The sequence below is a fragment of the Brevundimonas sp. Leaf280 genome (assembly GCF_001422455.1).
Lineage (GTDB): Bacteria > Pseudomonadota > Alphaproteobacteria > Caulobacterales > Caulobacteraceae > Brevundimonas.
In genome coordinates this window covers 286,411-306,388 of record NZ_LMNC01000002.1, presented here as the reverse complement: position 1 = coordinate 306,388, position 19,978 = coordinate 286,411, and the positions used below count along the sequence as shown (strand labels likewise).

Here is a 19,978-nt window from a genome sequence, read left to right as displayed (position 1 = left end):
GATGTGCCGCGTACCGCCGGGGGGCATCCTCGGCTCGTTCTGGGCGTCCTTGGGGCGCTGATCCTCGGCGGCGCGGTCTGGGGCGGCATCACCACGGCCGTGGCGCCCAAGACCGATGTGGAACTGGCGACCGAGCGTGCCGATGCGCCGCCGCGACCACCCGTGGTCGTGGTTCAGGACTTGCCGCAGCTCGCGGCGCGCCTGGATCGCGAGGCGGCGGCAGGCCGCTTCATGGGCGCGGTTCTGGTGGCCAAGGGCGACAAGGTCCTGTTCCGCCAGGTCTATGGCAAGGCCAACTACGAGCAGGACCAGCCGCTGGCGCTGGGTTCGCGCTTCCGCCTGGCCTCGATCTCCAAACAGTTCACGGCGACGGCGATCCTGAAGCTTCAAGACGACGGCAAGCTGAACGTCTCCGATCCGGTCTGCAAATGGATCCAGCCCTGTCCGCAGGCCTGGGCGCCGATCCGTATCAGCCACCTGCTGTCGCATACCTCGGGCATTCCCGACCTGATGGCGCGGCCCGGTTGGGGCATGCGCCGCACGACGCCGGCGACGCTGGACGAACTGACCGAGGATTCGAAACGCTTCGGTCTTCAGTTCGAGCCGGGCGCCAAGGTTCAGTACGACAACGCTGGCTTCAATCTGGCCGCCGCCATCGTCGAAACGGCCAGCGGCAAGCCCTTCCAGACCTATATGCGCGAAACCTTCTTCAAGCCCCTCGGCATGAAGGATAGCGGGCTTGATCTCGATGGCGGCGATCACGGCGTCATCATGGGCTACGCCAACTTCCCCGGCGGTCTGGCGGCCCAGCCGAACGCCAACACCTCCATCGTGGCGGGCGCCGGCGCGGTCTATTCGACGCTGGACGATCTGCTGGTCTGGCAAAGGGCGTTGCACCGCGGCGGCCTGCTGACCCCCGCCAGCTATCAACAGATGCTGGCCGATCACGCGCCGGCCGACACAAAACCGAACGAACGCAGCCATCCGCGTCGGGACTGGGGTTTCGGCATCTTCGCCAATCGCCTGGGCGATCAGGTGCGACCCAGCTTCCAGGACCGCCAGATCTATCATACCGGCAGCTGGGGCGGGTTCCGCAACCTGATGCTCTATCAGCCGGACGCCGACGTGACGGTGATCGTCCTGTCCAACAACTATCACCTGCGTGACCAGGTCTTCCTGATCAGCCAGCAGGCGATGGCCGAGGCCTTGGGTCACGAGTTTCCGACGACGCTGGCGCGCTGAGACATCCGACGGTTTTCCGGCGAGGAGAACAGGAGTAGAACAGAATTATGATCGCTCTTCTTGCCGCTCTCGTCTTCTCCGCTTCGTCCACGCAGGCTGCGGGCGATCCCGTCCTCGAGGCGGGCGCTGTTCTCGACCGAATGCACGCGGCGGCCTCGCATGCGGACAGCGACGCCTATTTCGATCTATTCACGCCCGACGCCCGGTTCATCGGCACGGATGCGAGCGAGCGCTGGTCTCTGGCTCAGTTTCGCGCCTACGCCACGCCCTATTTCTCGCAAGGGAAAGGCTGGACCTATCACCCGCATGACCGGGTGGCGACCCTGGCGCCGGGCGATTGCCGCTGCATCGTCTGGTTCGATGAGCTGCTAAACAACGACGCCTACGGACTGACGCGAGGCTCAGGCGTGCTGCGCCTGACCGACGACGGATGGAAGATAGAGCAATATGTGCTCAGTTTCACCGTGCCGAACGACAAGGCCAAGAGCGTGGTCGGGCTGATCGCCGAAGGTCCGGCGGACTGATGGACTTTCACGAAGAGGCGTTCGTCCTGTCGGCGCGCAGCCACGGCGATACGGGCGCCGTGGTCGATCTGCTGACCGAGAACCACGGCAGGCGCTCTGCTTATGTAGCCGGCGGCGCGTCACGCAAGATGAAGCCGTTCCTGCAGGCGGGCGCGCGGGTCATGGCCGATTACCGCGCCCGCACCTCGGATCACCTCGGCGCCGTGCGGCTGGAGCCGGTAGGCGAGGGGCCCAGCGCCCTCTTCGACGACGCCCTGGCCCTGACCGGACTGGCGGCGGCGGCAGGCGTGACACAAGGGGCGTTGCCCGAGCGTGAGCCGCATCCCGGCGTCTTTCTTGCGTTCGAGGCGCTGATGGCGGCGTTCGAGATGCCGGCGGTCTGGCCTGCGATCTTCGTGCGGTTCGAAACAGGGCTGCTGGAAGACCTGGGCTTCGGCTTGGACCTGTCGAAATGCGCCGCGACCGGCACGGTCGACGACTTGATCTACGTCAGTCCTCGCACCGGCCGGGCGGTCAGCCGCGACGCCGGCGCACCCTATGCTGACAAGATGCTGACCCTGCCGCCCTTCATGCTGGGCGCCCAATCCGGTCTGATCGAGGGCGACGTCCGGGCCGGGTTCGACCTGACGGGTCATTTCCTGGAGCAGTTCGTCTTCCACCCGCAGAACAAGCCCCTGCCACCCGCGCGCGTGTGGATGCTGGACAAGCTGGGCGACGCCGGCCGCATCTAGCCGAAGGTGAAGGCGAAGACCTGAACGCCGGGATCCAGGAACTCGATCTCGAACGTCCGTTCGCGCACCGCGCCCGTCTGCCGGACCAGTTGGTACAGTCGCTCGCCGTCGACCCGGCCGAGGCCCTGGGCGTTGATGTCGCTGCCGGCGTTCGCGCTCGGCGCCGCGCCATCGATCCGGACACGGAAGCGGACTGGTGCGCCCGGCTTGCTGGGCCCCATGACCAGATGGAGATCACGCGCCTTGAAGCGGAAGGCGATACGGCCCTCGGCCGTCTGCAGGTCGGCATGCTCACGCGTCACGCGCCACCGGCCCGATAGGCTCCATCCGTTCAGTTCCAGCGGCGCGGCGACATAGTCCTTGATCACGTCGTTGGCCAGGCCGCCGGGAGAGCGGAAGTTCTCGGCGCGGCCATAGCCGACGTACGTCTCCGGCGATTCGACCCGGGCCATGTCGGCGGCGGCCTCTGCGCCCTCAGCCTGGACTGTGACGACGTTGCTGGCGACGTTCGCGGCGCCCGCTTCCTTCAGAAGTTGCTGGATCACGCGTTCGGAGCCCGCATAGTCGCCTTCGCCGAAGTGGTGATGACGGATCTGTCCTTTGGCGTCGATGAAGTAGTGGGCGGGCCAGTACTGGTTCTTGAACGCCCGCCAGATGGCGAACTCATTGTCCATGGCGACCGGATAGGTGATGCCAAGGCGCTGGATGTTCTGGCGGACGTTGGCCTCGGATTTCTCGAAGGCGAACTCGGGCGTGTGCACGCCGATCACCACCAGACCCTGATCCTTATACTTCTCGGCCCAGGCGCGGACGTAGGGGATGGAGCGAATGCAGTTGATGCAGGAGTAGGTCCAGAAATCGACGACAACCACCTTGCCCCTTAGTTGTTCGGTCGTGAGCGGCGGGGTGTTGATCCAGGTCGTCGCCCCGGTCAGCGGCGGCATCACCCCTTCGACCGGCAGATTGGCCAGATCGGCCGGGGCCTGGTTCGTCGGCATGCCGCGCCCGATCCCGCCCAGCAGCGCCTGTTCGATCCGGCCCGTGCTGGCGGCCGAAATCCGGGTCAACAGTCCCGTGTCCGCACCCAGACCGATTATGACCACGCCGATCAGCACCAGCACGCCCAGGCCGCGCCTCACCCATTCGCCGACGCCCAGCGCGCCCTTCATAGCCTTGAACACGCGACCGCCGACCAACAGGGCCAGACCCAGCGATGTCGCTGCGCCCGCTGCATAAGCCAGCAGCAAAACCGTCGTTCCGACGCCTGCGCCCTGAAGCGCTGCGCCCGTCAGGATCACGCCCAGAATGGGTCCGGCGCATGGCGCCCAGAGCAGTCCTGTTGCGACGCCGAGCAGCAGGGACGAGCGCACGTCGCCCTGATCGCCCCCCTGACGCTCGGCGCGATCGGTCAGCCAGGACCCCGCCGCCACGAACGGCCGCATCAGGCGATCGCCCACGGCCGGAAACAGTAGGCTGACGCCCAGCACCGCCATCACAGCGAGGGCGATCCAGCGCCCGACCTCATTGGCCCGAACCGCCCAGCCGCCGCCCAACGCCGCCAGCGTCGCCACGCCCGCAAAGGTCACGGCCATCCCGACCAACAACGGCAAACCGTTGCGGATGAACGGCCGATCCGCCCGTGCGAAAACGAAGGGCAGAACCGGCAGGATGCAGGGACTGACGATGGTCAGAACGCCGGCGAGATAGGACAGCAGGAACAGGATCATGGCGCGGCCTGACGAGGGTGTGTCTCTGACATACGCACGGCGGAGCGGTTTGGTGACTCCGCAACACGCTTATCCCCCAATCTGCGGCGGCACGGGCTAGACTTCCCGCTTCCGATCCCCGATTCGCAGAGCCATGACGATCCACGCCCCGCCGCCGGAAGGCGGCCGTATCATCGACGAGCCGATGGAGACGGCGCTCAGCCGCCGCTATCTTGCCTACGCGCTATCGACCATTACGAACCGCGCGCTGCCGGATGTGCGTGACGGGTTCAAACCCGTGCACAGGCGCATCCTGTACGCCATGCACCAGATGCGGCTGAACCCCCAGGCGGCGGCGCGCAAATGCGCCAAGGTCGTCGGCGAGGTGATGGGCGGATACCACCCCCACGGCGACGCCTCGATCTATGAGGCCCTGGTGCGCCTGGCCCAGGATTTCGCCCAACGTTATCCGCTGGTCGACGGTCAGGGGAACTTCGGCAATATCGACGGCGATAGCGCCGCGGCCATGCGCTACACCGAGTGCAAGCTGACGCCGGCCGCGGTCCTGCTGCTGGACGGCATCGATCAGGACGCCGTCGATTTCCGGCCCACTTATGACGATCAGGACGAAGAGCCGATCGTCCTGCCGGCCGGCTTCCCGAATCTGCTGGCCAATGGATCGTCCGGCATCGCGGTCGGCATGGCCACTTCGATCCCGCCGCACAATGTCGGCGAACTGATCGACGCCTGCCAGCTGCTGCTGGAGCGGCCGGACGCGACGACCGAAGACCTGGTCCAGCATGTGCCGGGTCCCGACTTCCCGACAGGGGGCGTTGCGGTCGAAGGCCATGCTTCCATCCTGGACGCCTATGAAACGGGCAGGGGCGGTGTGCGACTGCGCGCGCGCTGGGAGACCGAGGATCTGGGGCGCGGCGTTTGGCGGATCATCGTCACCGAAATGCCCTATCAGGTGCAAAAGTCGCGACTGATCGAGGCGCTGGCGGACCTGATCGAGCACAAGAAGGCGCCTCTGCTGGGCGATGTGCGCGACGAATCGGCCGAAGACATCCGCCTGATCCTGGAACCCAAGAACCGCACCATCGAGCCTGAAATGCTGATGGAAAGCCTGTTCAAGTTGTCCGATCTGGAGGTCCGCTTCCCGATCAACATGAACGTGCTGGACGCCAGCGGCACGCCGCGCGTCATGGGTCTGAGAGACTGCCTGCGCGCCTTCCTGGATCACCGCCGCGAGGTGCTGAACCGTCGTTCGCAATGGCGGATCGAGCGGGTCGAAAAGCGTCTGCATCTGTTGGAAGGCCTGCGCATCGTCTTCCTCAATCTGGACGAGGTGATCCGCATCGTCCGCGAGGAGGAGCAGCCCAAGGCGGTGCTGATTGCGCGCTTCGGCCTGACCGAAGCCCAGTCCGACTATATTCTCGACACCCGTCTGCGTCAGTTGGCGCGGATCGAGGAAATGGCGATCGAAAAGGAATTCAATGCGCTGTCGGAAGAACTTGCGCACCTGCAGGCGCTGACGTCGTCGGAAGGCAAGCAGTGGAAGGCGATCTCCAAGGAACTGGAGGCCGTGCGCAAGGCGCTGATCTCGCCGCGCCGGACGACGATCGCCGAGGCGGTGGATACGTCCGCCTTTGTCGCGCCCGAGGCGTTCATTCCGCGCGAGGCGATCACCGTCATACTGTCGGAACGCGGCTGGATCCGCGCCGCCAAGGGCAAGGTCGAGGATCCGTCGGAGCTGAAGTTCAAGGAAGGCGACCAACTCGCTTACCTCGTCCCGGCCTATACGACCGACAAGCTGCTGGTGGCGGCGTCGGATGGACGCATCTTCACCATCGGCGCGGACAAGCTGGCGTCCGGACGCGGCCATGGCGAGCCGCTGCGCCTGATGATCGATCTGGACGAAAAGGCCGAGATCATCAACGTCCTGGCGCATCAGCCGGGCGGCAAGCTGCTGATCGCGTCCAAGGCCGGATACGGCTTCATCGCACCGGAAGACGACACGCTGGCGCAGAAGCGCGGCGGCAAACAGGTGCTGAACGGCGAAATGCTGGCAGTCCTGCGGGTGACCGGCGATCACGTCGCGACCATTGGCGAGAACATTAAGGCGCTGATCTTCGCTCTTACTGAACTGCCCGAAATGGGTCGTGGCAAGGGCGTGAAACTGCAAAGCTTCAAACAGGGCGGCCTCGCCGATGTCTCCGTTTTCAGCGCCGAGAACGGGCCGGAATGGGCCGACGGCGGCGGACGTCGTCGCAACTGGCCTGACTGGAAAGACTGGCTTGGCAAGCGCGCCGGCGCGGGTCGCCAAGGACCGCGAGGCCTGCGGAAGTTCAGATAGGCGGCCGAAGGTCGTCTATTGCCGCAAGCGCGACCATCCCAGCTTGCCGAGGGTTTCCATCGGGCGGAAGTCGGCTTTGTAGTCCATCTTGGCCGAGCCCTGGACCCAATAGCCGAGATAGACGAACGGCAGGCCAACGATGGCGGCCTGGCGCACGTGATCCAGGATGGCGAACCGGCCCAGGCTGCGCCGCTCCATCGTCGGATCATAGAAGCTGTAGACCATCGACAGCCCGTCTTTCAGCAAGTCCGTCAGGGTCACGGCGACCAGATCGCCCGGCCCGCCGTCGCTGGAGGGCAGGCGGTATTCGATCAGATGGGTGCGCACGGCCGTATCCTCGACCATGGCGACGTAATCCAGCCAGCCCATGTCGCTCATGCCGCCGGTCGGATGGCGCGTGGTCAGGTAGCGGCGCAGAAGCTGGAACTGTTCGGTCGTCGCCTCCGCTTCGACCAGGTCGCGCGACAGGTCGGCGTTGCGGGCCAGCACCTTGCGCTGCGAACGGCTGAAGGCGAACTCCGGCACAGGCAGCCGCACCGAGACGCAGGCATCACACGCCTCGCAGGCCGGGCGGTAGGCGATGTTCTGGCTGCGACGAAAACCGGCCAGCGTCAATTCGTCATTGACGTGCGCGCCGTCCGAGAAGGGCAGGTTGGCGAAGACCTTGCGCTCCGTCTTGCCCGGCAGGTAGGGGCAGGGCGCGACCGAGGTCATGAAGAAGCGCAGTTGTCGGGTCGGTACGTGCTGGGTCACGGCCTCAGGTCCGCATCCGATCTTGCCAATATTGCGACGACACAACGCTCATCGCGCGATTTGGCGTCATCCGTGCTTCGGCTGCAAGCCTGTTCGCGTTGCAGCCGAGCAGCGTCACAGCGAGGTGTCCGACGGCAGGACCGGCGCCTCGCGCAACAGGACGATGGCGATGCGGCGGTTGCCGGCCAAGGTCGGATCGTCCGGATAGAGCGGGTCGGACCCCGCCTTGCCCGCCACCGAATAGACCCGGTCGGGATCGACGCCCGAACCTTGCAGCACCAGACGCGAACCGTTGGCGCGCTCGGACGACAGGGTCCAGTCCGCAGGGGCGCTGGCGCGGCTGGAACCGGGCGCGGCGCTGGTGTGTCCGGTTATGGAGATGCGGTTCGGCAACTGGTTGATCACCTTGGCCACGGCGCGCAGCAGCACCTGGGCGCGGGCGTTGGGGCGCGCAGAATTGTTGTCGAACATCGACCGGCCTTCCTGATCGACCAACTGGATGCGCAGCCCCTCGGGCGTCTGGTCCACGATCAGCTGTTTCGACAGTTCGGCCAGTTCCGGCATCGACTGCATGGCTTGGCGCAGCGATTCGGCGGCGCTGGCGAACTCGGCGGCCTCGCGCTTCTGGATCTCGGCCTGGAGAGCCGAGTCGCTGGCGGACGACAGGCTGGAGCCCGTCTGATCGGTCGCGGGCGCCTCGGGCGCCAGTTCTTCCAGCACCGACTGCGAGCCGGCGCTCTTGACGCCATCGTCGCCCAGCGATGTGCCGCCCAGAATGCCGCCGGAACCCGACGTCGTCTCGGACACGCTGGCGGGCGCGAAATATTCGGCAATGCCGCGCTTCTGCTCGGGGTCGGTGGTGTTGATCAGCCACATCAGCAGGAAGAAGGCCATCATGGCGGTCACGAAGTCCGCATAGGCCACCTTCCACGCACCGCCGTGGTGGCCTCCGCCGGAGACCTTCTTGACCTTCTTGATGAGGATCGGACGATCGCTCACGGACATGGACGCGCACCCCGACGAATGGTGTCCCATTGTGGGCTGGCCAAGGTTAACCGGGCGTTGACCTTGAACCCCGGCGCGGCGGGGCCTAGTCCGACGGCAGGATCAAGGAGCCTGTCATGAAGATCGCATTCGCCGGCCTGGGTGTCATGGGCGCCCCGATGGCCCGTCATCTGGTCGAGGCGGGCCACGACGTGACCGGCTTCAATCGTACTGTGGCAAAGGCCGAGGCCTGGGCGGCGGCGACGGGCGGCAAGGCGGCGGCGACGGTGGCTGAGGCGGCCCGGGGCGTCGACCTGTTCATCCTGTGCGTCGGTAATGACAACGACGTGCGGGCCGTGGTGACCGAGGCCTTGCCGCATCTGTCGGAGGCCGCCGTGATCGTCGATCACACCACGACCTCGGCCAAGGTGGCGCGCGAAATGGCTGACCTGGCGAACGGGCAGGGGCGGTCGTTCATCGACGCGCCGGTGTCGGGCGGTCAGGCGGGCGCCGAGAATGGACAACTCAGCGTAATGGCCGGCGCGGATGCCGCCGCCCTGGCGAAGGTTGAGCCCGTGTTGAAGGCCTATTCCAAGGCGATCAAACATATGGGACCGGCCGGGTCAGGCCAGCTGACGAAGATGGTCAACCAGATCGCCATCGCCGGCGTCGTCCAGGGTCTGGCCGAGGCCGTCCACTTCGCTCAGGTCGCGGGACTGGACACCGACGCCGCCTATGAGGCCGTGTCGAAGGGCGCGGCGCAAAGCTGGCAGATGGACAATCGCTGGAAGACGGCGGCCAAGGGCGAGTTCGACTTCGGCTTCGCCGTGGATTGGATGCGAAAGGACTTGGGTCTGGTGCTGGACGAGGCGCGCACGAACGGCGCGCGCCTGTCTCTGACGGCCCTGGTCGATCAGTTCTACGCCGAGGTTCAGGCCATGGGCGGAAACCGCTGGGACACGTCCAGCCTGGCGGCGCGACTGCAACCCCGCGACTGACGCCTAGAGCCGGCGGTGCATGATGTGCAGGCCGACCAGGCCGTGCGTCGGGTGATCGAACGCCTTGGGGATCGTGCCCACGATCTCGAAACCCAGCTTCTTCCAAAGCGCCACGGCGACAGTATTTGTCTCGACCACGGCGTTGAACTGCATGGATCGGAAGCCCGCATCCCGCGCAAAAGCCAGCGCGGCTTCGGCCAGACTGCGGGCCACGCCGCGCCCGCGCGCCTCGGGCGCGACCATGAAGCTGCCGTTGGCGACGTGGGCCCCGTTGCCCTGCTGGTTCGGAATGATCTTGGCGGCGCCCAGCACCTGGCCGTTCTCGACCGCAACCAAGGTTCCGCCGGGCGGCGGCGGGGTCCACATGGCGCGCGCCTGCGCATCGTCCATGTCTAACGGATAGGTATAGGTCTCGCCCGCGCGGGTGACGGTCTCGATGATCGGCCAAAGGGCCGGCCAGTCGGCCTTCGTGATCGGCCGAATCTCCACGCCCATCAGCCCAGCAGTCGTGCGGCCTGCGGTGCGAAATAGGTCAGCACGCCCGCGCAACCCGCGCGCTTGAACCCGTGCAGGGTTTCAAGGATCGCACGGTCCAGGTCCAGCCAGCCATTGGCGATGGACGCCTGCATCATCGAATATTCGCCCGACACCTGATAGGCGAAGGTGGGTACGCGGAAGGTCTCGGACACGCGCCGGACGATATCCAGATACGGCATGCCCGGCTTGACCATCACCGCATCGGCGCCTTCCGACAGGTCCATCGCCACCTCCTTCAGCGCCTCGTCGGAGTTGGCGTAATCCATCTGATAGGTCTTCTTGTCGCCCTTCAGCATCGCCGAGGAGCCCACCGCGTCGCGATAGGGGCCATAAAAGGCCGAGGCGAACTTGGCGGCGTAGGACAGGATCAGCGTGTCCTGAAATCCGTTGGCCTCCAGCGCCTCACGCACCGCCTGGATGCGGCCATCCATCATGTCTGACGGGGCCACGACATCGGCGCCGGCGTGGGCGTGGATGAAGGCCTGTTCGGCCAGGCGGTCCAGGCTAGCGTCGTTGGCGATGCGGTCGCCCTCCATCACCCCGTCGTGGCCGTGGTCGGTGTAGCAGTCCAGGGCGACGTCGGTCATGACGCCGATCTCGGGCGCGGCGTCCTTGATGGCCTTGATGCAGTCGGGAATCAGGCCGTCGGGGTCGGTTGCGCCGGTGCCGACCGCGTCCTTGATCGCGCCGTCGACATTGGGGAACAAAGCCACCATCGGAATGCCGAGGTCGCGCGCCTCGACCGCCGCCGCAGCAGCCGCCTTGGGCGAAAGCCGAAACACGCCGGGCATGGAGGCGACCGGGACGCGATCCTCAGCGCCGTCATGGACGATCAACGGCCAGATCAGATCGGCCGGCGTCAGGGTCGTTTCCGCCACCAGCCGCCGCACCCACGGGCTGGACCGCAGGCGGCGCGGACGGGCGAGCGGGAAGGGGGCGGGCTGGTAGGGAAGCATGGCGAGACCTTGGAAAGCTGGCGTCGGACTAGCGCCGCAGCGGCCGGGGCGCAAATCGCGCGCGCAAGACGGCTTGCGCGGATCAGCGAAATGCGAGCCTATCGCCGCAAAGTTCAGGAGATGACGATGATCAAGCGATTGGCGACCGGCGCGGCGGTTCAGGCTCTGGCGGCGGGCCTTTCGGCCTGTATCATCGTGTCTTCCGACGGCGGGGAACGGACTGTCGTTACTCCGGCGATCACTGCTGATGAAGCGGCAAATGCAGCATTTGCGGAAGCGGACAGAGTTGTCGGTCAGTCCCAACTATATCGTGACGCCGTCGCCGATCCGAAGCGACCGGCCGAAGAAGTGGCCCGCGATCCGCTGCGCCATCCGGCCGAGATTCTCGCCTTCGCCCAACTTGAGCCGGGCGACAAGGTCGCCGACATTCGCCCAGGCGCCGGCTATTTCACACGCCTGTTCTCCGACGTGATCGGGCCGAACGGCCGAGTCTACGCCTTCGTGCCGAACCGGACGATGGCGCGCGAGAACGCCGGCGCGGACGCCCTGGCCGCCGCCTATCCGAACGTGACGCGGGTCAACGGCCTGCTGGACGCCATGACCTTCGACCAGCCGCTGGACATGATCTTCATGAGCCAGGAATACCACGACTTCCACATCCCCGGTTTCAACACTGACGTGGCCAAGATGAACGCGGCGGCGTTCGCGGCGCTGAAGCCCGGCGGCCGCTACATTCTGATCGACCATGAAGCCGCGCCCGGCACGGGCATCTCGGCGGTCCAGACCCTGCACCGCATCGAAGGCGACTATCTGAAGCGCGAGGTCGAGGCGGCCGGCTTTGTCTTCGAGGGCGAGAGCCAGGCCGTCGCCAATCCCGCAGACGACCACAGCCTGAACGTCTTCGACGAGAAGATCCGCGGCAAGACGGACCAGTTCGTCTATCGCTTCCGCAAGCCGGGCTGATCGATCTCGATACTGAGAACCGTTATCAATTAAGGGTTTGGGGCGTTTTGTCCATGCGGCGGACATGGACAAGCCCGCTTCGGGAGAGCAAACAACGCAAAGACATCGCCATAAGCGAAAGAACGCGTAGTTTGTTCGACTATAAGGCCGCCTTTAATAGCTCGGTGGAGCAGGTTCGCAGCGAAGGACGCTATCGCGTCTTCGCCGATCTGAAGCGCGTGCGCGGTCAGTTTCCGAAGGCTGTGCGTCGCCGCGAGGATGGCTCCGAACAGGACGTCGTCATCTGGTGCTCCAACGACTATCTCGGCATGGGCCAGCACCCCGTCGTGCTGGACGCCATGCATAGTGAGATCGATGCGGTGGGCGCCGGCGCCGGCGGCACGCGCAACATCTCCGGCACGACCCGCTCCGCCGTCGATCTCGAAGCGGAACTGGCACACTGGCACCAGAAGGAAGCGGCCCTGCTGTTCACCTCGGGCTATGTCGGCAACGAGGCGACGCTATCGACCCTGCAGAAGATCCTGCCGGGCCTAATCACCTTCTCCGATTCGCTGAACCATGCCTCGATGATCGCCGGCATCCGCCACGGCGGCGGCGAGCGTCACGTCTTCATGCATAACGATCTGGCGCATCTGGAGGCCCTGCTGGCGGCGGCGCCCGCCGATGCGCCCAAGCTGATCGCGTTTGAGAGCGTCTATTCGATGGACGGCGACATCGCCGATCTGGCCGGCACTATTGCGCTCGCCAAGAAATACGGCGCCCTGACCTATCTGGACGAGGTCCATGCGGTCGGCCTGTATGGTGAAACCGGCGCGGGCGTCGCCGAGCGCGACGGCGTGCTGGACCAGATCGACATCATCGAATGCACCCTGGGCAAGGCGATCGGCGTGATGGGCGGCTATATCGCCGCCGACGCCATGATCATCGATGCTGTGCGCAGCTGGGCCTCGGGCTTCATCTTCACCACATCGCTGCCGCCGGCCCTGACTGCCGGCGCCTTGGCTTCCGTGCGTCACCTGAAGGCGCACCCCGAACTACGCGTCCAGCATCAGGAGCGGGCCGCGACCCTGAAGGCCCGTTTCGCCGCCGCCGGTATCCCGGTGATGGAAAGCGAGAGCCATATCGTGCCGGTGCACGTCGGTGATCCGGTCCACTGCAAGATGATCTCGGACATGCTGCTGGACGAGTACGGCGTCTATGTTCAGCCGATCAACTATCCGACTGTGCCCAAGGGGACCGAGCGCCTGCGTTTCACGCCGTCGCCGAACCACACCGACGCCATGATGGATCATCTGGTCCAGGCGATGGACAAGCTGTTCGCCCACTGCAACGTGGCGCGCCGACCCGTCGCCGCATGACGACGGGCGACGACCTCGGAGAGGTCATCGTCGAATTCACCCGAAACGGCCCCTACCTCAAATGCTCGGCCATCCATGTCGCGACGGGCCGGGAGGTCAGCGCCATGGGGCCGGTCAATGAACCCAAGTCCGTCGAACGGGTCGCGATCGCCAAGCTGAGGCGGGCTCTGGGCAAAGGCTGACCACAAGATGTTGTGGTCGGGCCCGGCTGGGGATAGATAGGCCAGCTTCTGATTTCGGGGATTCCAGCGTGACGGCCTTCACCCACGACGCCTATTTCACCAAGACGCTCGCTGACGCCGACCCGGATGTCTTCAAGGGCATTCAGGGCGAGCTGGGCCGTCAGCGCGAACAGATCGAGCTGATCGCGTCCGAGAATATCGTGTCTCAGGCGGTGCTGGACGCGCAGGGTTCGGTCCTGACCAACAAATACGCCGAAGGCTATCCCGGTCGGCGCTATTACGGCGGCTGCGAGTTCGTCGACATGACCGAGGATCTGGCGCGCGAGCGGGCCAAGCAACTGTTCGGCGCGGCCTTCGCCAATGTCCAGCCCCACTCGGGCGCCCAGGCGAACCAGGCGGTCTTCTTCACCCTGCTGCAGCCCGGCGACACTTTCCTGGGCATGGATCTGGCGTGCGGCGGACACCTGACGCACGGTTCGCCGGCGAACCAATCGGGCAAGTGGTTCCGCCCCGTGACCTACAAGGTGCGCGAAGACACTCACCTGATCGACTACGATCACGTCGCCGAAATGGCCGAGCGTGAGAAGCCCAAGCTGATCCTGGCCGGCGCCTCGGCCTACAGCCGCCACATCGACTTCAAGCGCTTCCGCCAGATCGCCGACAGCGTCGGCGCCTATCTGATGGTGGACATGGCGCACTACGCCGGCCTGATCGCCGGCGGCGCCTATCCGGACCCGATCCCGCACGCCCACGTCGTCACCACGACCACGCACAAGACCCTGCGCGGCCCGCGCGGCGGCATGATCCTGTCCAACGACGTCGATCTGGGCAAGAAGATCAACTCCGCCGTCTTCCCCGGCCTGCAAGGCGGCCCGCTGGAACACGTCATCGCGGCCAAGGCCGTGGCCTTCGGCGAGGCGCTGAAGCCCGAGTTCAAGGGCTATGCCCAACAGGTGGTCAAGAACGCCCAGGCCCTGTCCGGCGTCCTCATCGAGCGCGGCCTGGCCATCGTCTCGGGCGGCACCGACAGCCACCTGGCCCTGGTCGACCTGCGGCCCAAGGGCGTGACCGGCAAGGCGACCGAGCACGAGCTCGAAAAGGCGCTGATGACCTGCAACAAAAACGGCGTGCCGTTCGACACCGCTCCGTTCACCGTCACCTCGGGCGTCCGCCTGGGCACCCCGGCCGGCACCACGCGCGGCTTCGGCGAGGAAGAGTTCAAGCAGATCGGTCACTGGATCGCCGACGTCGTCTCGTCGATGAACGGCGGCGACGAAGCCGATCCGGCCGTGGTCGCAGGCGTCGCGGCCCAGGTGCGAGAATTGACGCACCGCTTCCCGATCTACGGATAACCGCCTGATGAAGTGCCCTTTTTGCGGTCATCAGGACACTCAAGTGAAGGACAGCCGGCCGTCGGACGACGGCTCGGCCATTCGACGCCGCCGGTCCTGCCCGAACTGCAACGGGCGCTTCACGACGTTCGAGCGCGTGCAACTGCGTGAACTGGTCATCCTGAAGCGTAACGGACGGCGCACGCCCTTTGACCGCGACAAGCTGGAACGCTCGCTGGGCGTGGCCCTGCGCAAACGCCCGGTCCAGGCCGATCAGGTCGAGCAGATGGTCAACCGGATCGTCCGCCAGCTGGAAAGCCTGGGCGAGACCGAAATCCCGTCCAGCACGGTCGGCGACTTCATCATGAAGGCGCTGAAGGGCGTGGATGAGGTAGCCTATGTCCGCTACGCCTCGGTCTACAAGGATTTCCGCCACACCGGCGACTTCGCCAAGTTCCTGGGCGACGAAGGGTTCGACGAACCGTCCGGCAAGGCCTGATGCGGGTCACGCTGAAACTGGCGACCTCCTTGGACGGGCGGATCGCCACGGCCTCGGGTGAAAGCCAGTGGATCACCGGCGAAGCGGCGCGGCTGGAGGGTCACCGCCTGCGCGCCGCCCACGACGCGATCCTGGTCGGTGTCGAGACGGTTCTGCACGACGATCCTGAACTGACCGCCCGCCTGCCGGGACGCAGCGTGGATCAGCCCTTGCGCGTCGTGCTGGACAGCCGGCTGCGCACGCCGCAGGCGGCGAAGGTCGCGGGCGAAAACACCCTTATCCTGACCGCCGCAGAACCGCGCAGTATCGGCGCCGCCAAGGTGGTGCAGGTCGCCGTCGAGGACGGTCGTCCCACCATCCCGGCCGTGCTGAAAGCCTTGGAAGCCGCCGGCGCAACCTCGCTTCTGATCGAAGGTGGCGGTCAGGTCGCGGCGTCTTTCCTGCGCGCCAATGCCGTCGATGTGCTGGAATGGTTCCGCGCCCCGGTCCTGCTGGGCGGGGAGGGGCGGCCCTGCGTCGCCGCCCTGGCTCTTGCAAAGCTGACCGACGCCCCCAAGTTCCGTCGCCTGGGCGCCGAGCCCGTCGGGGACGATCTGTGGGAACGCTACGCCCGTCTCTGACGCCGTCCAATTTAGACGATTAGACGAATTAGACGGTATTTTTCTCCCAAGGGGTCCAGAGTCCAAATGTTCACCGGCATCGTCACCGACATCGGCCGCGTCCGCGAGGTCCGCGAGACCGATCGCGACCGCCGTTACGAGATCGAGACCGCCTGGAACACCGCCGGCATCGACCTGGGCGCCTCCATCAGCCACGCGGGCTGCTGCCTGACGGTGACCGAGAAGGGCGCCGATTGGTTCGCCGTCGAGGTGTCGAACGAGACCCTGTCCAAGACCACCCTGGGCGCCTGGAAGACCGGCGACGGCGTCAATCTGGAGCGGGCCGCCAAGCTGGGCGATGAGATGGGCGGCCACGTCGTATCCGGCCACGTCGATGGTCTTGGGTGGGTGGTTTCGATCACGCCCGAAGGCGGATCGCACCGGATCGAGGTCGAGGCCCCCGCACCCCTGCATCGCTACATCGCCGCAAAGGGGTCGATCACGGTTGACGGCGTGTCTTTGACCGTAAACGCCGTCGAGGGGCAGGTCTTCTCGCTGAACATTATCCCCCACACCTGGGACATGACGACCCTGGGCCGCTTGAAAGTGGGCGATCCCGTCAATCTGGAGATCGACATGCTGGCGCGATACCTCGCGCGGTGGCAGGAGACCGCGTGATGCAAGCCCAGGCCGCGAACATGAACGACAGCCCCATCAGTCCTATCGAGGACATTCTGGAAGACGCCCGCAACGGCCGTCCCTACATCTTGGTGGACGCCGAGGATCGCGAGAACGAAGGGGACATCATCATCCCCGCGCAATTCGCGACGCCGGACCAGATCAACTTCATGATCCGCCAGGCGCGCGGCCTGGTGTGCCTGGCCCTGACTGCCGAGCGCGCGCAGCAGCTGCGTTTGCCGCCGATGGCCGCCGACAACCGCGAGAGCATGAAGACCGCCTTCACCGTTTCGATCGAGGCCAAGGACGGCGTCACCACCGGCATCTCGGCCGCCGACCGCTCGCGTACCATCCATGTCGCGACCGATGCGTCAAAGGGCATGGACGACATCGTCTCGCCGGGACACATCTTCCCGCTGGTCGCGCGCGACGGCGGCGTTCTGGTCCGCGCCGGCCACACTGAGGCGGCCGTGGACATCAGCCGCATGGCCGGCCTGACCCCCGCCGGGGTGATCTGCGAGATCATCAAGGACGACGGCGAGATGGCGCGGATGCCCGATCTGGTCGCCTTCGCCCAGCTGCATGGGCTGAAGATCGGCACCATCGCCGACCTGATCGCCTATCGTCGCCGCACCGAACGCTTCGTCGAACGGATCATGGATACGCCGTTCGAGAGCGTTCACGGCGGACCGTTCCGCCTGATGTTGTACAAGAACACCATTGAGGGCGCCGAGCATGTGGCCCTGGTCAAGGGGCGCATCGATCCGGCCAAACCGACCTTGGTGCGGATGCACCAGGTGGACTTCGCCTGCGACCTGCTGGGCCACGTCGAGGCGCGCCAGGACTATGTGCCCAGCGCCCTGAAACAGATTACGGAGCATGACGGCCCCGGCGTGGTCGTCTTCCTGCGCGATCCGTCGCTGAACTCGCTGGCCGAACGGCTGGCGGGCGCGGACAAGCCGGCGGCGATGGATCGATCGCTGCGCGCCTATGGCGTGGGGGCCCAGATCCTGCTGGACCTGGGCGTCAGAGACATGATCGTGATGAGTTCGACGCGACCCGAGCCGACGGCGCTGGAAGGCTACGGCCTGCGCATCGTCGGCTGGCGCGACATGGATGGAGAAACCAAGGCGTGACCGAAGCCCCCCGTATTCTGATCGTTGAGGCGCGCTTCTACGACGACCTGGCCGACTCCCTTCTGGAAGGGGCCAAGGAGACGCTGAAGGCGCGCGGTGCCGACTTCGACGTCATCACCGTGCCCGGCGCGCTGGAGGTGCCGCCGGCCATCGCCCTGGCCGAGGAGGCCGGCCGTTTCCCGACCGCGCCCCGCTATGACGGCTATGTGGCGCTGGGCACGGTGATCCGTGGCGAAACCTATCATTTCGAGATCGTCTCCGATCAGTCGGCGGCCGGCATCATGGCGCTGGGCGTCAAGGGCGTCATCATCGGCAACGGCATCCTGACGACCGAAGACGAAGACCAGGCCTGGTATCGGGCTCGTCTTTCGGAAGGGGATAAGGGCGGCGGCGCCGCCAAGGCGTGCCTGGACCTCATTGCATTGAAGAAGCGGTTGCGTCATGGCGTCGGCGCATGACTGAACCGAACAGCGTCAAAGCCGTCCTAGAACAACTCGCCGAAGCCGAAAAGCAGCGCGCCGAGCCCAATCTGAGCTCCAAACAGCGTCGCGCCCGCACCGTGTCGCGTCTCGCCGCCGTCCAGGCGCTCTATCAGATGGAACTTGCGGGCGAGGGCGTCGAGACGGTGATCACCGAATTCTCGAACTTCCGCTTCGACACCGACATCGAGGGCGAGGCCCTGGCCGAGGCCGACGAGGCCTATTTCGCCGACATCGTGCGCGGCGTGATCGAAAGCCAGCGCGACATCGACGCCGCCATCAAGGCGCGTCTGGCCTCCAACTGGAAGCTTGAGCGGATCGACGCCACCCTGCGCGCCCTGCTGCGGTCGGGCGCCTGGGAGCTGATCAAGCATCCCGAGACGCCGCGCGAGGTCGTGATCGACGAATATGTCGAACTGGCCAAGGCTTTCTTCGACGACGCTGAGGCGCGCTTCGTCAACGCGGCGCTGGACGGCGTATCCAGAGACACGCGCAAATAATGCCGGCGCTCGACGTCGCGGGCGAGTTCGAGACGATCGAGAGGCTGTTCAAGCCCCTGGCCCATCCCGAATGGGGCAGGGGGCTGGCCGACGATGTGGCGGTGCTGCCGTCACGCCCCGGCTGTGACCTCGTCTTGACCAAGGACGCCATCGTCGAGGGCGTGCATTTTCTGCCCGACGATCCGCTGGACACGGTCGCCAGGAAGCTGCTGCGAGTGAACTTGTCGGACCTTGCCGCCAAGGGCGCTGAGCCGTTCGGCTATCTGCTGGCCTGCTTCTGGTCGGAACGCTGCGGCTGGCCCGAGCGCGAGGCCTTTGCTTCCGGGCTGGCCGAGGATCAGGCGCGGTTCGGCGTTCATCTGCTCGGCGGGGACACGGTCAAGACTCCTGGCCCGCTGTCCTTCTCTCTGACGGCCCTGGGTTGGGCGCCGACGGGCAAAGTCGTTTCTCGCGCAGGCGCGCAGGTCGGCGACCTCGTCTTCGTCACCGGCGTGATCGGGGACGGGCTATTGGGGCTCAAGGCGGCGCAAGGACAACTGGCTCTGGCGCCTGAGCGGATAGAGGCTTTGGTCAGCCACTACCGGATGCCGACGCCACGGACCGACTTCGCCGACATCGTGCGCGAGTTCGCCACCGCATCCGTTGACGTGTCGGACGGCCTGGCTGCCGATCTGGCCCACGTCGCGCAAGCTAGCAGGGTCGGCGTGTCGCTCAATCTCAACGTCCTGCCCCTGTCCGCGGCGGCCCAGGCCTGGTTCGACGATCGGGTCGATCCGCAGCTGTCTTTGGAAGACCTGGCTAGCGGCGGTGATGACTATGAGATCGCCTTCACCGCACATCCGCGCCACGAGGACGCCCTGCGTCGCGAGGCCGAGCGCCGGCTGATTCGCCTGACCCGCGTCGGCGAAGTCACCGCTGGGCAGGGCCTGACGGTTCTTTACGACGGTCAGCCCGTGCCGATGGCCAGAAACGGCTGGACCCACGGCTGACGCGGCAAGGGAATCCTAACGCCCGTCCGGCAGGGTGTCGTTATGGACCGTAGAACCCTGATCGCCTCCGGAACCGCCGCCCTGACCGGCGCCGCCGCCAGTCGCGCCGCCGCCTCCGCCAGCGAAACCGAGTCTGCGCCTGCGGCCCTGAGCATCGCAGGCCTCGGCCTGCCTGTCATCGAGGGCGGGCGTTTGCGGAACTACGTGTTCGTCGCCCTCAGGCTTGAACTGGGCGCCGGCAAGACCGTCGAACAGATGAAGCCCAAGGAAGCCTTCTTCCGCGACGCCGTCGTCCGCGCGGCTCACAAGACGCCTTTCACCGTGCCCGGCGACTGGACACGGCTGGACGAGCGGGCCCTGTCCGCGTCGCTGGTGGCGGCGTCTGCGGCGATCTCGGGTCGCGGTTCCGTCCGACGCGTCGAGGTCGTCAGCCAGTCGCCGCGTCGCCGCACGGGCATGCAGACCGCTCGCTGAACG

Annotated in this window: 22 protein-coding genes; 17 read left to right on the top strand and 5 right to left on the bottom strand. The window is 66.1% G+C overall.

The window, feature by feature from the left end:
- Nucleotides 1–3 precede the first annotated feature (3 nt).
- From ASF31_RS05060 to recO, 3 genes are read left to right on the top strand one after another with little or no spacing between them, the layout of a single operon-like run.
- Nucleotides 4–1,242 carry a serine hydrolase gene (locus ASF31_RS05060; RefSeq protein ID WP_235551249.1) on the top strand — a complete coding sequence of 413 codons (1,239 nt, stop codon included), beginning with the start codon at nt 4–6 and terminating at the stop codon, nt 1,240–1,242.
- 47 nt (nt 1,243–1,289) lie between these two features.
- On the top strand, nt 1,290–1,766 hold the full coding sequence (locus ASF31_RS05055) for a nuclear transport factor 2 family protein (protein WP_156355873.1): 477 nt from the start codon (nt 1,290–1,292) through the stop codon (nt 1,764–1,766).
- Complete coding sequence (gene recO / locus ASF31_RS05050) at nt 1,766–2,497, top strand: DNA repair protein RecO (RefSeq protein ID WP_055753626.1); 732 nt, start codon at nt 1,766–1,768, stop codon at nt 2,495–2,497. Before ASF31_RS05055 ends, recO begins: the two co-directional genes overlap by 1 nt.
- On the opposite strand, the gene ASF31_RS05045 is transcribed toward recO, so the two are convergent.
- The gene (locus ASF31_RS05045; protein ID WP_055753625.1) at nt 2,494–4,224 is read right to left on the bottom strand and encodes a cytochrome c biogenesis protein DipZ; all 1,731 of its coding nucleotides are present in this window, start codon (nt 4,222–4,224) and stop codon (nt 2,494–2,496) included. The two genes, recO and ASF31_RS05045, sit on opposite strands and share 4 nt — an antisense overlap.
- Nucleotides 4,225–4,357: 133 nt before the next feature.
- Here ASF31_RS05045 and parC point away from each other — a divergent pair, with 133 nt between their 5' ends.
- Nucleotides 4,358–6,559, top strand: coding sequence for a DNA topoisomerase IV subunit A (gene parC, locus ASF31_RS05040; protein WP_055753624.1), 2,202 nt, complete (start codon nt 4,358–4,360; stop codon nt 6,557–6,559).
- A gap of 15 nt (nt 6,560–6,574) precedes the next feature.
- Here parC and ASF31_RS05035 read toward each other — a convergent pair whose 3' ends face one another.
- Together ASF31_RS05035 and ASF31_RS05030 are read right to left on the bottom strand one after the other, a co-directional pair.
- Nucleotides 6,575–7,312, bottom strand: a complete 738-nt coding sequence (locus ASF31_RS05035) for an arginyltransferase (RefSeq protein WP_055753825.1) — start codon at nt 7,310–7,312, stop codon at nt 6,575–6,577.
- Nucleotides 7,313–7,426: 114 nt separating this feature from the next.
- The gene (locus ASF31_RS05030) at nt 7,427–8,317 is read right to left on the bottom strand and encodes a flagellar motor protein MotB (RefSeq protein ID WP_055753623.1); all 891 of its coding nucleotides are present in this window, start codon (nt 8,315–8,317) and stop codon (nt 7,427–7,429) included.
- Between the two features lie 116 nt (nt 8,318–8,433).
- On the opposite strand from ASF31_RS05030, the gene ASF31_RS05025 reads away from it, so the two are divergent.
- Nucleotides 8,434–9,294: an NAD(P)-dependent oxidoreductase gene (locus ASF31_RS05025; protein ID WP_055753622.1), complete on the top strand. Its 861-nt coding sequence runs from the start codon at nt 8,434–8,436 to the stop codon at nt 9,292–9,294.
- A gap of 3 nt (nt 9,295–9,297) precedes the next feature.
- On the opposite strand, the gene ASF31_RS05020 is transcribed toward ASF31_RS05025, so the two are convergent.
- The gene (locus tag ASF31_RS05020) at nt 9,298–9,789 is read right to left on the bottom strand and encodes a GNAT family N-acetyltransferase (RefSeq protein ID WP_055753621.1); all 492 of its coding nucleotides are present in this window, start codon (nt 9,787–9,789) and stop codon (nt 9,298–9,300) included.
- Complete coding sequence (gene hemB, locus ASF31_RS05015; protein WP_055753620.1) at nt 9,789–10,787, bottom strand: porphobilinogen synthase; 999 nt, start codon at nt 10,785–10,787, stop codon at nt 9,789–9,791. Before hemB ends, ASF31_RS05020 begins: the two co-directional genes overlap by 1 nt.
- Nucleotides 10,788–10,913: 126 nt before the next feature.
- On the opposite strand from hemB, the gene ASF31_RS05010 reads away from it, so the two are divergent.
- The 12 genes from ASF31_RS05010 (at nt 10,914) to ASF31_RS04955 (ending at nt 19,975) form a co-directional block, all read left to right on the top strand.
- On the top strand, nt 10,914–11,750 hold the full coding sequence (locus tag ASF31_RS05010; RefSeq protein WP_235551248.1) for a class I SAM-dependent methyltransferase: 837 nt from the start codon (nt 10,914–10,916) through the stop codon (nt 11,748–11,750).
- A gap of 131 nt (nt 11,751–11,881) precedes the next feature.
- Nucleotides 11,882–13,108, top strand: a complete 1,227-nt coding sequence (hemA, locus tag ASF31_RS05005; RefSeq protein WP_055753618.1) for a 5-aminolevulinate synthase — start codon at nt 11,882–11,884, stop codon at nt 13,106–13,108.
- Nucleotides 13,105–13,290, top strand: a complete 186-nt coding sequence (locus ASF31_RS05000) for a hypothetical protein (protein WP_055753617.1) — start codon at nt 13,105–13,107, stop codon at nt 13,288–13,290. Before hemA ends, ASF31_RS05000 begins: the two co-directional genes overlap by 4 nt.
- A gap of 68 nt (nt 13,291–13,358) precedes the next feature.
- Nucleotides 13,359–14,642 carry a serine hydroxymethyltransferase gene (glyA, locus tag ASF31_RS04995; RefSeq protein WP_055753616.1) on the top strand — a complete coding sequence of 428 codons (1,284 nt, stop codon included), beginning with the start codon at nt 13,359–13,361 and terminating at the stop codon, nt 14,640–14,642.
- Between the two features lie 7 nt (nt 14,643–14,649).
- Entirely contained in the window at nt 14,650–15,120 is a 471-nt protein-coding gene (nrdR, locus tag ASF31_RS04990; protein WP_039245113.1) for a transcriptional regulator NrdR, read from the top strand.
- The gene (locus tag ASF31_RS04985; RefSeq protein WP_055753615.1) at nt 15,120–15,740 is read left to right on the top strand and encodes a RibD family protein; all 621 of its coding nucleotides are present in this window, start codon (nt 15,120–15,122) and stop codon (nt 15,738–15,740) included. The genes nrdR and ASF31_RS04985 overlap by 1 nt, the downstream gene beginning before the upstream one ends.
- Before the next feature lie 66 nt (nt 15,741–15,806).
- Nucleotides 15,807–16,397: a riboflavin synthase gene (locus ASF31_RS04980; RefSeq protein WP_055753614.1), complete on the top strand. Its 591-nt coding sequence runs from the start codon at nt 15,807–15,809 to the stop codon at nt 16,395–16,397.
- A complete protein-coding gene (gene ribB, locus ASF31_RS04975; protein ID WP_055753613.1) occupies nt 16,397–17,533 on the top strand; it encodes a 3,4-dihydroxy-2-butanone-4-phosphate synthase in 1,137 nt (378 codons plus the stop codon). The genes ASF31_RS04980 and ribB overlap by 1 nt, the downstream gene beginning before the upstream one ends.
- Entirely contained in the window at nt 17,530–17,991 is a 462-nt protein-coding gene (gene ribH, locus ASF31_RS04970) for a 6,7-dimethyl-8-ribityllumazine synthase (RefSeq protein ID WP_055753612.1), read from the top strand. Before ribB ends, ribH begins: the two co-directional genes overlap by 4 nt.
- The gene (nusB, locus tag ASF31_RS04965; RefSeq protein WP_055753611.1) at nt 17,988–18,512 is read left to right on the top strand and encodes a transcription antitermination factor NusB; all 525 of its coding nucleotides are present in this window, start codon (nt 17,988–17,990) and stop codon (nt 18,510–18,512) included. Before ribH ends, nusB begins: the two co-directional genes overlap by 4 nt.
- Entirely contained in the window at nt 18,512–19,501 is a 990-nt protein-coding gene (gene thiL / locus ASF31_RS04960; RefSeq protein WP_055753610.1) for a thiamine-phosphate kinase, read from the top strand. The genes nusB and thiL overlap by 1 nt, the downstream gene beginning before the upstream one ends.
- 42 nt (nt 19,502–19,543) lie before the next feature.
- Nucleotides 19,544–19,975 carry a hypothetical protein gene (locus ASF31_RS04955; RefSeq protein WP_055753609.1) on the top strand — a complete coding sequence of 144 codons (432 nt, stop codon included), beginning with the start codon at nt 19,544–19,546 and terminating at the stop codon, nt 19,973–19,975.
- The last annotated feature ends 3 nt before the right edge of the window (nt 19,976–19,978 follow it).